Annotated in this window: 12 protein-coding genes; 7 read left to right on the top strand and 5 right to left on the bottom strand. The window is 37.2% G+C overall.

The genetic code is table 11. The annotated features are described in order from the left end of the window. Positions 1–35: 35 nt before the first annotated feature. Positions 36–1,787: a PTS fructose transporter subunit IIBC gene (gene fruA / locus V6256_RS03570; RefSeq protein WP_341596688.1), complete on the top strand. Its 1,752-nt coding sequence runs from the start codon at positions 36–38 to the stop codon at positions 1,785–1,787. A 167-nt stretch (positions 1,788–1,954) separates the two neighbouring features. On the opposite strand, the gene proB is transcribed toward fruA, so the two are convergent. Continuing rightward, complete coding sequence (proB, locus tag V6256_RS03565) at positions 1,955–3,058, bottom strand: glutamate 5-kinase (RefSeq protein ID WP_341596687.1); 1,104 nt, start codon at positions 3,056–3,058, stop codon at positions 1,955–1,957. 512 nt (positions 3,059–3,570) lie between these two features. Between proB and ahpC the strand changes: the two genes are divergently transcribed. The 3 genes from ahpC to V6256_RS03550 all read left to right on the top strand — a co-directional run bounded on the left by ahpC (position 3,571) and on the right by V6256_RS03550 (position 6,654). Then, the gene (gene ahpC, locus V6256_RS03560) at positions 3,571–4,128 is read left to right on the top strand and encodes an alkyl hydroperoxide reductase subunit C (RefSeq protein ID WP_341596686.1); all 558 of its coding nucleotides are present in this window, start codon (positions 3,571–3,573) and stop codon (positions 4,126–4,128) included. A gap of 199 nt (positions 4,129–4,327) precedes the next feature. Continuing rightward, positions 4,328–5,923 (top strand): alkyl hydroperoxide reductase subunit F, encoded by a 1,596-nt coding sequence (gene ahpF / locus V6256_RS03555; protein WP_341596685.1) that lies wholly within the window; start codon positions 4,328–4,330, stop codon positions 5,921–5,923. Between the two features lie 518 nt (positions 5,924–6,441). Next, the gene (locus V6256_RS03550) at positions 6,442–6,654 is read left to right on the top strand and encodes a YqaE/Pmp3 family membrane protein (protein ID WP_481133288.1); all 213 of its coding nucleotides are present in this window, start codon (positions 6,442–6,444) and stop codon (positions 6,652–6,654) included. 124 nt (positions 6,655–6,778) lie between these two features. Here V6256_RS03550 and V6256_RS03545 read toward each other — a convergent pair whose 3' ends face one another. The 4 genes from V6256_RS03545 to V6256_RS03530 form a co-directional block, all read right to left on the bottom strand. Further along, the gene (locus V6256_RS03545; protein ID WP_341596683.1) at positions 6,779–7,408 is read right to left on the bottom strand and encodes a hypothetical protein; all 630 of its coding nucleotides are present in this window, start codon (positions 7,406–7,408) and stop codon (positions 6,779–6,781) included. A gap of 336 nt (positions 7,409–7,744) precedes the next feature. Next, on the bottom strand, positions 7,745–8,155 hold the full coding sequence (locus V6256_RS03540) for a hypothetical protein (RefSeq protein WP_341596682.1): 411 nt from the start codon (positions 8,153–8,155) through the stop codon (positions 7,745–7,747). A 170-nt stretch (positions 8,156–8,325) separates the two neighbouring features. Continuing rightward, positions 8,326–9,546: a DEAD/DEAH box helicase gene (locus V6256_RS03535; protein WP_341596681.1), complete on the bottom strand. Its 1,221-nt coding sequence runs from the start codon at positions 9,544–9,546 to the stop codon at positions 8,326–8,328. A 112-nt stretch (positions 9,547–9,658) separates the two neighbouring features. Further along, positions 9,659–11,263, bottom strand: coding sequence for an ABC-F family ATPase (locus V6256_RS03530; RefSeq protein ID WP_341596680.1), 1,605 nt, complete (start codon positions 11,261–11,263; stop codon positions 9,659–9,661). A 468-nt stretch (positions 11,264–11,731) separates the two neighbouring features. On the opposite strand from V6256_RS03530, the gene V6256_RS03525 reads away from it, so the two are divergent. From V6256_RS03525 to V6256_RS03515, 3 genes are read left to right on the top strand one after another with little or no spacing between them, the layout of a single operon-like run. Further along, entirely contained in the window at positions 11,732–12,748 is a 1,017-nt protein-coding gene (locus tag V6256_RS03525) for an ABC transporter substrate-binding protein (protein WP_341596679.1), read from the top strand. Between the two features lie 8 nt (positions 12,749–12,756). Further along, positions 12,757–13,527 carry an ABC transporter ATP-binding protein gene (locus V6256_RS03520; protein WP_341596678.1) on the top strand — a complete coding sequence of 257 codons (771 nt, stop codon included), beginning with the start codon at positions 12,757–12,759 and terminating at the stop codon, positions 13,525–13,527. Next, complete coding sequence (locus V6256_RS03515; protein ID WP_341596677.1) at positions 13,517–14,323, top strand: ABC transporter permease; 807 nt, start codon at positions 13,517–13,519, stop codon at positions 14,321–14,323. The genes V6256_RS03520 and V6256_RS03515 overlap by 11 nt, the downstream gene beginning before the upstream one ends. Positions 14,324–14,453: the final 130 nt, after the last annotated feature.

Raw genomic sequence — 14,453 nt, 5'->3', positions numbered from 1 at the left:
ACTATAAAAAGTTATAGGTATATTAAGGATTAATTATGAAAAATATAGCGATTGTAACAGCCTGTCATAGCGGTATTGCTAACAGTATTATTGCAGCGGGTGTATTAAAAAAAGCCTGTGCTAAATTAAATATCAGTGCATCAATTGAATGTCAGTCAACAGTGTTGCCAGTAGATGCATTATCTGAACAAACGATTGAAAAAGCAGATGTGATTGTTATTGCATCTAATGTTGATATAGAGACCAAGCGTTTTATTGGTAAAAAAGTATATCAAGGAAATATTTCAAACTGTATTTCTGAGTCTGAACAATGGTTACAAAGCGCATTGGATAAGGCACAAGTATTAACCCCTGAAAATGCAAGCGATGGTGAATTGGTGCCTTCAGCAATGGAAAGTGCTGGCGCTAAAAAAATAGTAGCAATTACCGCTTGTCCGACTGGCGTTGCCCATACCTTTATGGCTGCTGAAGCCTTAGAAGCTGAAGCACAACGCCAAGGGATTACTATTAAAGTAGAAACAAGAGGATCGGTTGGCGCAAAAAACCAATTAACAGATCAAGATATTTCAGAGGCTGATTTAGTTATTATTGCTGCCGATATCGAAGTTCCATTAGAACGCTTTAATAATAAGCGACTATATAAAACCAGTACAGGTTTAGCTTTAAAAAAGACTGAGCAAGAGATAGAGAAAGCATTTAAAGAAGCATCAACTTTCCAAGTAGCGATGAATTCGAATGCAAATTCCAATGCAAGTGAAGAGAAGAAAGGGGTTTATAAACACTTAATGACAGGTGTATCTCATATGCTGCCTGTGGTTATTGCTGGTGGTTTATTAATTGCACTATCTTTTATTTTTGGTATTGAAGCCTTTAAAGAAGAAGGCACTTTAGCTGCAACATTGATGGATATAGGTGGTGGAGCTGCCTTTGCGTTAATGATTCCTGTATTAGCTGGGTTTATTGCTTTCTCAATTGCTGACCGACCTGGTTTAGCGCCTGGGTTAATAGGCGGTATGTTAGCGAGTCAATTAGGCGCTGGTTTCTTAGGCGGTATTGCAGCTGGCTTTATCGCTGGTTACTCAGCAAAATTCATTGCCGATAAAGTCTCTTTACCACAATCAATGGAAGCACTTAAACCGATATTAATCATTCCGTTTGTAGCAAGTTTATTTACTGGCTTAGTGATGATTTATATTGTTGGTGGCCCTGTTGCTGGCATTATGTCTGCGCTTACTGAGTTTTTAACGACTATGGGCTCAACTAATGCGATATTACTAGGTGTGGTGTTAGGTTGTATGATGTGTTTTGACTTAGGTGGTCCAGTTAACAAAGCCGCTTATACATTTGGTGTTGGTTTATTAGCCTCTCAATCATATGGTCCAATGGCTGCGATTATGGCTGCGGGTATGGTACCAGCGCTAGGGATGGGCTTAGCGACATTTTTAGTTAAAAATAAATTTGAAGCGACTGAGCGTGAAGCAGGTAAGGCATCTTTTGTACTAGGTTTATGTTTTATTTCTGAAGGTGCGATTCCATTTGCTGCAAAAGATCCAATGCGTGTGATTCCTGCTTGTATGGTTGGTGGTGCATTAACCGGTGGTTTATCTATGTTATTTGGTGCGCAACTACTTGCACCACACGGTGGGTTATTTGTTCTGTTAATTCCGAATGCGATAACGCCAGTGTTATTATACCTAGTTGCTATTGCAGCAGGTACATTAGTGACGGGCTTTAGCTATGCATTTTTAAAAAAGAAAGCGCTAGCGAAACAAGAACTAGCTTTATAAGGTAATTATTACCTTGTTAGAAAGGCATTTCCCTTTAATTAAGATAATGCCTTTTTGATTAGTGATACAAAGAGAATGGCTATTAATATAATTAGCCTAAAACAAAAAGGGGTTACGATTGATATCGTAACCCCTTTTTTTATCTAAAAATAATAAATGGATTATTATTAATGATCGATTACAGCGATATTTTTATCTGAAACAAGCGGACCTGTATGGTGTTGGAAATCAGGTTCGTCTTCAGCATTATCGTGTTTTGTAATAAAGTTAAGTAAACAGCTACTGTAGTTTGCTTCTGCTTTTACTTTATGTTTTCCGTCATCACTACGTACTAAAATAGTATCACCAGCGGAGAATTCGCCATGTACTTCTAATAGTTCACTACTCGTTAACTGCTCACTATGTTGCTCAAGAGGGTACTCAAAACCATCTTCAACAACCAGTTCGCCCTGTGCTTTGGCAGTGTGAGTTAACCAGTGTAAATCTTCTTCCATTGGTTTTGCATATGGGGCAAAAATAGTACCTGGGTTGTTACCTAAAATAAGCTGCTCAAATGAATTTTCTTTAAAACCATTAATAATATAAGTGGTTAAACCATGAGAAGTTGCTTTTTCAGCGGCTTCAATTTTAGTCTGCATACCACCAGTACCTACGCTACTATGTGCGCCGCCAGCCATATCATAAATGCTTTGATCAATAACGCTCACTTGTTTGATCATAACTGCATCATCATTAGTATGAGGGTTTTTATTATATAACCCATCAATATCTGAACAAATAATTAAGGCATCAGCATCTGCTGCTGCGGCAACCATTGCTGATAAGTTATCGTTATCACCCACTTTTAAAGCATCGGTTGTTACTACATCATTTTCATTAACTACTGGTAAGATGCCGTTCTCAAGTAATGCGAATATTGTTTCACGCACACTGTCATAACGCTCTCTATCTTGGAAATCACCATGAGTTAATAGTATTTGTGCAGAAGGGAAGTCGAAGAATCTATCCCATGCAGACATCATTTCATTTTGTCCTGCTGCAGCCATCGCTTTTTTGATAGGGAGTGATGGTTTGTCTATATTTTTAAATAGATGGGCACCAGCTGCAACTGAACCAGACGATACAAGAATAACTTCAGTTCCCATATCTCTACACTGTAATATAAATTTGGCGATATGTAATAGGTAGCGTGAGCTACACCCTTTTCGCTCTGGGGCGATTAGTGCACTACCTACTTTTAATACAATACGATTCCATTTATTATTTTTCATAATTTCTCTTATTTTTACTACTTTACTCTTTTTTTAAGCGTACTAAACCAACCGCAAGAGTAAGAAACGATCGAGTCTAAATAAATTACTTTTATATGTTGTTATTAAGGTTGTATCTGGTGGAACTAGGAGGGGGAAGGTTTGCTGATATATGATAATTTCTCATCAGAGTCATTATACTATGTCCTGCCTTACTAAGTTGATTTAAAGAATATTACACAGCATAACTCCTATGTAATAAGTGTAGTGTAACACAAAATTTGTTACATTTTGATTAATATTTAAACATGACTATTAGATTGACTGTATTTATTAAACCTCAGTCGTTATCATGTACGTTGCTTTAGTACAAATGGATCACTATTTGGTTCCATTTTTATGATAGCTTTTTTCTATCGGATTAATTGAAATTAGCATGTTTACCTATGCTAATTTTTACTACATAATTCACTCATGGATTCGGAGAACGAATCTAAATAATGTTAATAACCCAAACTTAATAGGAATATCAAATGATCAATACTAAATTGAAACCATTCAACGCAAGTGCTTTTAAATCTGGTGAATTCGTAGAAATCTCAGAGCAAGACGTACTAGGTAAGTGGTCTATCTTCTTCTTTTACCCTGCTGATTTTACTTTTGTATGTCCTACTGAACTAGGTGACGTTGCTGATCACTACGAAGAGTTACAAAAGCGTGGTGTTGAAGTTTTCTCTGTATCAACTGATACTCACTTCACTCACAAAGCATGGCACGATAGCTCTGACACAATTGGTAAAATCAACTACTACATGGTTGGTGATCAATCAGGTAACATCACAAATAACTTCAATGTTATGCGTGAAGGTCAAGGCCTTGCAGACCGTGCTACATTCCTAATCGATCCAGAAGGTACAATCCAAGCAATGGAAATCACTGCTGAAGGTATTGGCCGTGACGCTGAAGACTTACTACGTAAAGTTAAAGCTGCACAATATGTTGCTGCTCACCCAGGTGAAGTATGTCCAGCAAAATGGAAAGAAGGTGAAGAAACACTAGCTCCTTCTTTAGACCTAGTAGGTAAAATCTAAGTCTAAAAAAATTAAGCAGTATCGATACTGCTTAATACTAAATAGACCTTGGTCAACTTTGACTGAGGTCATTTAAAAATAGATTTTTAGAAAGCCTTATTGACCGAGAGAGTCGATTTTTAAATTAACCAATTTGCTTATTCACGCTTTTTATTAAGCGTGCACAAACACAGCTATAAAAAATTATAAAGGTGGGATTATGTTAGACCAAAATATGAAGACGCAATTAAAAGCGTACTTAGAAAACTTAAAAACTGAAGTAAAACTTGTTCTTAGTCTTGATGATAGTGAAACAGCGAAAAAGCTCAAAACACTAGCAACTGATATTGCATCACTTCATGATAAAGTATCTGTAGTAGAAGATCAATCTGCAAGTGCACGTCAACCAATCATGCAAGTAGTTAACCCAACTAAAAATACTGCTATTGGCTTTGCGGGTTTACCAATGGGACACGAATTCACATCATTAGTATTAGCACTACTGCATACTGGTGGTCACCCAATGAAAATTGATGCGGAAGTGATTGAGCAAGTACGTAATTTGGAAGGTGAATTCAACTTTGAAGTATTTATCTCGCTAAGCTGTCAAAACTGTCCTGATGTTGTACAAGCGCTAAATATGATGGCGGCAATTAATCCGCAAATAAAAACAACTATGATTGACGGTGCTGCATTCCAAGACGAAGTAGCAGAACGCAATATTATGGCTGTGCCAAGCGTTTACTTAAACGGTGAAGTGTTCACACAAGGGCGTATATCATTAACTGAAATTTTAAGTAAAGTTGATACAGGTGCTGCGAAAAAACAAGCTGCAGCATTAAATGAAAAAGACCCATATGAAGTATTAGTTGTTGGTGGTGGCCCTGCAGGTGCATCTGCTGCAATCTATGCTGCACGTAAAGGTATTCGTACTGGTGTAGTTGCAGAGCGTTTTGGTGGACAAGTAATGGATACAATGGCGATTGAAAACTTTATCTCTGTTAAAGAAACTCAAGGTCCTAAACTAGCTGCTGCACTTGAAGAGCACGTAAAAGAATACGACGTTGATATTATGAACGAGCAACGTGCTGATTCAGTTGTCGCTGCAGAAAAAACAGAAGACGGTTACATTCACGTTTCATTAGAAAGTGGTGCAACGTTAAAAAGTCGCAGTGTTATCTTATCAACAGGTGCTCGTTGGAGAAAAATGAACGTACCTGGAGAGCAAGAGTACAGCAATAAAGGTGTTGCTTACTGTCCTCACTGTGACGGTCCGTTATTTAAAGGTAAAAAAGTAGCAGTTATTGGCGGTGGTAATTCAGGTATCGAAGCTGCAATCGACTTAGCTGGCATCGTTGCGCACGTAACTGTTTTAGAGTTTGCAGATACATTACGTGCCGACCAAGTCTTAGTAGACAAAGCAAACAGCCTAGCTAACGTAACTATTATCAAAAGTGCACAAACAACTGAAGTGATAGGTGATGGTACACGTGTTACTTCACTTAAATACCTTGACCGCGTAAGTAATGAAGAAAATGAAGTTGAGCTTTCAGGTATTTTTGTTCAAATTGGTTTAGTGCCAAATAGTGACTTCTTGAAAGATAGCGGTGTTGCTTTATCACCTCGTGGTGAAATTGAAGTCAACGCAAAAGGTGAAACATCACTACCAGGTGTATTCGCTGCAGGTGATGTTACAACTGTTCCTTACAAGCAAATCATCATTGCAATGGGTGAAGGTTCTAAAGCAAGTCTAAGTGCATTTGACCACTTAATTAGAACACCAGCTCCAGTAGCAAAAGTAGCTGATATTGCATAGTTATAAAGTTATATAGTTATATTTAGCTAACCTAATATAACTATAAACCAGTGTATAATATGTTTTATACACTGGTTTTTTTGTTTTTGTTCCCCTACTTCCCACATCATCGCTCCATTGCTCAAACATATCCGCTAGTTATCCATTCCCGATCTATTAATGCTCACTTTATAGTAATTACCTACCTACTTTTAAATACAAATATAGAAAGTCGAGTTAATTACTCCGATACAAATCAAAGAATATACGAAGCTGATAAAATTTATATTGATACCGGGTGGGGGAAGCGCCGATACCATTAGTGATGCTTTAACTTGTGTATGGCATGTTTGATTAACATAATTCGTTACTATATCGGAGAGTATTTAAAAAAACCTAATATCTAAGAGCACATTGATAAGTTGATGATGATTCAGTTACTTTATTTGTCTCTTCTTCTTAATTTAAGATAAGATGTTAGTATCTACTTTATTATCAGAGATGAGTTTAACAATTGATGATACTGGGTATGATAAAATGTGGATACAAAAACAACTGTAATCCTTATATTTAAATGGAATTTGGAGAGTATTTTGAGTCAATTAATCAATATTATTATTTGTATTTTATTACCGCCTTTGGCAGTTTTTTTGAAATTTGGATTAGGAAAAGATTTTATTATTAACTTAGTACTAAGTTGTTTTTTCTGGGTGCCTGGTATTATTCATGCGTTATGGGTATCGACTAAATAAGTTATTTATATACTCAATAACAAGCCATCAAAACTGATGGCTTGTTATTGCTTTGATGATATTGTGGTAATCCTGAACCTTGTCCCATTGGCAAAACGTAATCTGGTAAAGGTAATCGTTTCACCTAATCAGTTGTCAGTTCATTCTTACTTAAGAATGCCCCTAAGTACCCGATTGCGGCATAGAATATGATGGTATAACCTAACACTTCCAAGCCTTCTTCTACCACGCGTTTTACTAGACGATCGTAATCTTCGCCTAAAATACCTTCCCATAAATCGCCCATTCCAAATATTCTAGAAAAGACCAGTAGCATTACCATACCTAGGTTTAATGTAATAAAGTGCTTATGTTGTACGAATTGACTGAAAGTCCGCAACGTTTGACTTAGATCTTTCAATGCGTAGATTATTGATGATAAAGCAACTAATAACGCAGGATAAACCCAAAAGCCATGTTGTATTTTGTCTAGTAACGCATCAAACTCACGAATCAATAAACAGCAAAAGAAGCCTGCAAGTAAGACTGCAAAGTGCCTATGAGATGTTTTTTTATAAGCGATATATGAATAAACTAAAACAGTGCTAAGTAGTAATAATTCTTGTAAGTATTCTGTCATCGAATACTCAGATATACCTTGATGTTGGGTATAAATTAGATCATAAGCAAGTGTTAAAATAGGTAATATGGCTAAAACTGATAACAACAAAAACTGCTGAAACCCTTTTAGAATGATACGAATATCAGAAGACATTATTTCTCCGGTTAAATAAAGTGTAAGGGGGGTGTCTTTAATGTGAGATTCCGTTCTACTTTATTAATCAGACAGGGGAATTATACTTTGCTAAATTGAAAATATCATGCTCTTTGTAAGGAGTGAGCAAAGTTAAATAGAGGGTTGATAAGAAAAAAGAAAAGTTTATAAAAATATAACTAATCGTGTTTTTTAAAATAATCAATAAAGGGCGACTTGTTGATTTTTATTTCATATCTTGCCTCGTTTATTTTACAGTGTTGATAAAATAACAAACTGCTAATAAGAAGAGACAAGATATTAATCATTTCTATCTAGTAAATTATCCTGTGGAATTTATTTAATAGTTAGTTTTACGTCTTCATCACGTAATAGATAAAGCGCTATACAAGCAGCTAACATTGGCCAAGCCGCAAAAAATAATAAGTTATTGAAGCCATCTAGGTAACGAGGGAATGATGAGAATGTTGATAATGCATGCATCAACAGTATCATGCCATAGCTAAAGCGTTTTTTAATGCCTAATACAAAGGCTAACACTAATAGTACCTGTAATATGCCAATAATATAAAATATAGAGTGTGGTGCATTTAACCCATAAAATGAACTTAATACTGCTGCGCCATGGGCTGGGTCAATAAACTTATCGAGCGCCCACATAGCAAAGACAATAAATATCCCCAAACGCAAAGTTAAAAGAGACCATTGCAGTCGGTTTTGTAAGTTAGCTGAAACTGGATTTGACATTTAAAAATTCCTTAAAAATAATAAAAGTGAGGTCTAGCTTCTATTAAGACCGAACTTTATTTATTTTTATTTCAAAACTTTTAAGTCAATACGGAATTAAATATTAAGGTGAGATAAAAATGAGATAGAGGAAGCATTAATATTCCCTCTATCGTTACATTTTAAGGGGGCTATTTTGAACTGCGTCTTGATGATTGACGGCGGCGACCTTTTTGCGCTTTTTTAGGGGCATAAGCAGCGTCAGAGTTAGGTACCACTAATTTAGGCTCAAATCCCTCAATTACCTCACGTTTAATAAAGTAACCTAAGTGTTGCTCAATAGCACATAAATTACGGAAGTCATCACGTGAGACTAATGAGATTGCTTCACCATCTGCGCCTGCTCGCCCTGTACGACCAATACGATGCACATAGTCTTCAGCTTCATCTGGTAAGTCGTAGTTGATGACGCGTTCTAAATCATCAATATCAATACCACGTGCGGCAATACCTGTCGCCACTAAAAACTGTATTTTACCTGCTTTAAAGTCTTCCATTAACTGTTCACGCATCGCTTGGCTACGACCACTATGGAAAGATTCTGCTGTAATTTCACGCTTTTCTAACTGGCTGACTAATTTTGCTGCACCACGTTTTGTTTCAATGAAAATCAATGCTTGTTGCCATTTATTATCATGAATTAAGTGGCTTAAAAGCGCCGATTTAAATTCTTTATCAACAGTAATTAAATGTTGTTCAATTTTAGGTACTGTCACATTCTCAGGCGTAATCGAAATTTCAACTGCATCGGTGACTGCCGTTCTTGCAAGAAAACGCACTTGTTTCGACAAAGTGGCTGAGAATAATAAGTTCTGACGTTGTTCAGGTAACTTTTCAACGACTTTATTAATGTCGCTAATAAAGCCCATGTCTAACATACGGTCAGCTTCATCGATAACCAGAATTGATGTTTCATCAAAGTGAATGGCACGACGTGTATACATATCCAATAAACGCCCAGGCGTAGCCACTAAAATATCAACGCCATCGATCAGACGTTGTTTTTGAGGGTCGATATCGACACCACCATACATCGCCATTGAGCTGATATTAATATGTTTAGCGTAATGTTGAATATTCTCTTCAACTTGAATGGCAAGCTCTCGTGTCGGCGTCAAAATAATTGCATGAACACGTTTAGGGCGAACCATTGGCGCATCAATTAGCTTTTGTAAAATAGGTAATACAAAACTGGCTGTTTTACCGGTGCCCGTTTGCGCTGCTGCAATGACATTTTTACCAGCTAATACTTTAGGAATGGCCTTCTCTTGGATAGGAGTAGGGGCTTGGTAACCTTGTTCAGTTACTGCTTGTACAATTGGATCGCTTAATCCAAGGGATGAAAATGACATAGTTTTCTCTAATCAAAACGATAATGGCCAGTTAAACTGACCATTATTGGGTTATATTCTATTGAATAACGGTCGTTGATTGCTCAATCGTCCCGTTTTCACTAATAAGCTATTACGCTAATTTTTTTGCTTCTTCCTGACTTGCTAGGTATTCGTTATATGTACCTTGAAAATCAACAACTTGTTTATCTTTAATGTCGATAATACGTGTTGCCAATGAAGAGACAAATTCACGGTCATGACTAACAAAAATCAAGGTGCCTTTAAATTCTTTTAAGGCATTGTTTAAGGCATCAATAGCTTCTAAGTCCATGTGGTTAGTTGGCTCATCCATTACTAACACATTAACGTCTTGCATCATTAATTTACCAAATAACAGGCGGTTTTTCTCCCCACCTGAACAGTTACGCGCTTTTTTGTTAGCGTCATCGTCAGTAAATAGTAGACGTCCTAAAATACCACGTACCATTAAATCGTTATGTTTACTGGTACGCCATTGGCCCATCCAGTCCATTAAAGTGAGGTCGTTGTCGAAGTCTTTAGAGCTATCTTGCGGACAGTAACCGATAGATGCATTTTCAGACCACTTAACTACGCCTTCATTATGTTGTAAGTCATTCACTAAACAACGCATAAAGGTCGTTTTACCGACACCATTTTCACCAATAATAGCCAGTTTAGCACCAGCTTCTAAGATGATATCGCCACCGCTAAATAATGGACCTTCATCAAAGCCGTGCCCTAGGTCTTCTAATATTAACGCTTGGCGGTGCATTTTTTTACCTTCATCAAAAGATAAAGAAGGATGTAGACGGCTTGTCGCTTTGACTTCATCAAGCTTGATCTTATCCATTTTCTTAGCACGTGAACTCGCTTGCTTCGCTTTAGATGCATTCGCACCAAAACGGTTTACAAAGTCTTGTAGTTCATCTATCTCGGCACTCTTCTTCGCATTTTCTGATAATAATTGCTCACGGATCAATGCTGATGCTTCTAAGAAGTACTCGTAGTTACCTGGGTAAATACGTAGCTCACCGTAATCGATATCTGCCATGTGTGTACAGACAGAGTTTAAGAAGTGACGGTCATGGGAAATGATGATCATGGTGCAACGACGTTTGTTTAGCTCGTCAGACAACCAGTTAATGGTATTAATGTCCAAGTTATTGGTTGGCTCATCGAGTAATAATAAATCTGGGTTTGCGAATAAGGCTTGTGCTAATAAAACACGTAGCTTCCAACCTGGCGCCACTTGCTTCATTAAGCCAAAGTGAAACTCTTCTTCGATACCAGCGGCTAACAGAATATCACCTGCACGACTTTCAGCGGTATAACCGTCCATTTCAGCAAATTCACTTTCTAATTCACCTACTTTCATGCCATCTTCTTCTGACATTTCTGGCAAACTATAAATACGGTCACGTTCTTGCTTTACTTCCCATAACGCTTTATCGCCCATGATCACGGCGTCAATAACCGTATATTCTTCAAAGGCAAATTGGTCTTGACTTAGAGTACCCATTTTTATGCCTGGATCTAGAGATACATTACCAGCACTTGGCTCTTGTGCTCCGGTTAGAATTTTCATGAAGGTTGATTTTCCGCAACCATTTGCACCAATTAGGCCGTAACGGTTGTAGTTACCAAATTTGGCTGAAATGTTTTCAAATAAAGGCTCTGCGCCAAATTGCATTGTAATGTTTGCGGTAGATATCAAAATCAAGATTCCATCAGTTAAGAGCAGCGAGGCAAATAAAATAGTCTTACCAAGCCACAGAAATATTTAGGTCGGGCAGTATACAGATTAAGCAGCGAAAATATCGAATTATGTGATAAAAAGTAGGTTATTTTTTATTCTCTATCTGAATCATTAAATAGTTAATGTTGAATAGTGAGCATTAATTGTTTTAATTAATAGCTCTCTCTCCAATACAGGTCTTTGAATTTATTATTGAGATCACTAAGTTAATGCTTTTTCTTACGATAAATGAAGGGCGCGGATGAGGAGTTTAGTGGAAATGAGAAAGCTAACGATCAAGATCTGTTAACGCTATTTTGTAGAATCAAGCGATCACTACCTAAGTAATAGTATTTAATTGTTTAAATTAACAATAAATCAATTAATCTCCTATATAATTTATATTCAGTTATTTCTAAGAAATCATTTAAATTATAGAGGGTTACTATGATAAAAAAAATAATAAAGGGTTTTCTCTTACTGTTCGTCTTACCACTTACTTTAAATCTAAACACAGTTAATGCAGCTGAAAAAATTCGTGTTGGCGCATTACATTGGACCTCACATTCTGCAAGTTTTGTTGCCTTTGAACGAGGGTATTTTAAAGAGCAGGGTTTAGAAGTGGAATTTCGCTTCTTCAAAGCGGCACAACCGATGGCCGTAGCGATTGCTTCTGGCGATGTAGACTTTGGTATTACCGCTATTTCTGGTGGGTTAATTAACCTTGCTGGAAAAGGTGCAATCAAAGTGATTGGTGGTGTATTGAATGAAGAAGATGGTGTTGACGGACAAATGATCCTCGCTTCTAAAAAAGCTTATGATGCTGGCCTTAAGACCCCAGGGGATCTAAAAGGACATTCTTTTGGTATCACACAAACTGGATCTTCTTTTCACTATATGGCGCATAAAATTGCACAAAAAGAAGGCTTTTCTGAGGCCGATATTAGCCTTAAACCGCTTCAAAAAATTGGTTCAATTATTGGTGCGCTAAAAACTCAGCAAATCGATGCTTGGGCTGTAGTACCACACATTGCTAAAGAGTTAATTAAAAATACCAATATTGTTTTAATTGGCAAGGTATCTGATTACATTCCTAATTACCAAGTAACCACTGTGTTTACATCTTCTAACATTGCTGAAAATAAACCTGAGCTTGTAAAGTCATTCCTTACTGCATTCGCTAAAGGTGGCGCAGATTTCAATGCCGCATTAGTTGATAAAAATGTGGATGAAAAAGCCACTGAAGAGATGGTTAAACTCGTTCATAAATATGTTTATAGTGATAAACCTTATGAAAAAGCAGCGCCTTCTATCATCAATGGTGCAATGCGACTAAATCAAGGGGCTAAATTAAATATATCGAGCGTGGAAGATCAATTAAATTGGTTTAAAGCAGAAGGGTTAGTGAAAAGTAATATCACACTAGATATGTTAGTTGATCCGCGTTATGTCGAAACTTACTAGAGTAACTTATGAATTTACATGTAAATAATATTTCACATAGTTATGGAAAAGTTGATGTATTAAAAGACATTAATCTGAATATAGAGGAGCATCAAATTGTTTGTTTAGTGGGTCCTTCTGGTTGTGGAAAGTCGACATTACTTAAGCTGATAGGTGGTTTAGAAAAACCTTCTAGTGGCAAAGTAATGCAACTAGGGGAGCCTCCTCAACATTCAATTAACCCACTTACTTATATTTTTCAAGATTTTGCTTTATTGCCTTGGCGCAGTGTATACGACAATATTTCATTAGTATTGGAAGATCACGGTATCGCAAAAAATGAGCTCAAGCACATTATTAATGACGTCCTAGCGAGAACAAAACTAACTGAGTTTGCTAATGCAATGCCTAAACAGCTTAGTGGTGGCATGAAACAAAGAGTGGCGATTGCAAGAGCATTGAGTGTGCGTCCAGCGGTTTTATTGATGGATGAACCACTTTCTGCTTTGGATAGTCAAACCAGTGAGTTATTGATGGATGATTTGGTGTCGCTTTGGGATCGCGAAAAATTTACTGCTTGTTATGTCACCCACAATTTAAATGAAGCTGTACGTCTTGGTCATAAAATCGTTGTCTTAAGTCGTCGTCCAGGAACAATTAGAGAAGTGGTGAGCATTGATATTCCATTAAATGAGCGAAAGAATCATGTACAAGCATTGGATCAAAAGCAGCAATATTTATGGAACTTAATGCGAGAAGAAGCTTTATTGGCAGATAAGGAGTTGATCAATGCAGACTAAAGAGAGTGTTGTCTCTAAAGAAGTCGCGTTTAGGGGAGGTGGCTTTACTCACAAGCCCATCTTTTTTATTGGGCCTTTGGTATTTATTTGTATCATTGCGCTATTAGAGTGGGGGACAAGTAGCGGTTGGATCTCTGATTTAACTCTACCTCGTCCTTCAGGCGTCGCACAAACATTAATGGATCTTTATCATTCAGGGTTATTGTTTCAGCATTTATTGCCGTCTTTGACTCGTTTGTTGGTAGGCGCGACTATGGGCATTATCATTGGTATTGCTGTGGGAGTATTCATTGGTTTATTTAGCTTGGTTCGTGCTGGACTATTGCCCGTCGTGGCGGCGCTTTTTCCCGTTCCTAAAATTGCATTATTACCTTTGTTTGTTATTTGGTTTGGTATCGATGAAGGATCAAAATATGCTTTGATCGCATTGGGTGCCTTTACTCCAACGGTTGTTGCAACTTATGCTGCGATAGATAATGTTGATCGGGGTTATATCCGAATGGGACAAAGCTTTGGATTGCCATGGCTTTCTATTGTGCGCAAAATTGTATTACCTGGGGCATTACCTGGTATTTTATCAGGCTTAAGGATCTCCCTTGCTATTTCCATTATTTTACTTGTTGCCGCTGAAATGCTAGGGGCTAATTATGGTATTGGTGCGTATGTGCTTGAGGCAGGTTCGCTTTATGATCTAGAGCGTCTTTTTGCAGGTGTGTTCATCTTGTCTGTGCTTGGCGTCATTATCAATTGGCTGGTGGGCATTGTTGAAAGAAGGCTATTAAGTTGGCGAACTTAAAGCTACGATTAATCCTTCTGCTAAAAATTTAAATTATTATTTGAGCTATTCAATCCTACTGTAATGGGTTGAGTAGCTTTTTTATTGAGCATTAAATCTGCATTTATCTTTTCAATATTAACTCTGACAA

The organism is Psychromonas aquatilis (assembly GCF_038155185.1).
Classification (GTDB): domain Bacteria; phylum Pseudomonadota; class Gammaproteobacteria; order Enterobacterales; family Psychromonadaceae; genus Psychromonas; species Psychromonas aquatilis.
Note: the sequence above shows the minus strand (reverse complement) of the source record. Positions and strands in the feature narration are given on the sequence as shown.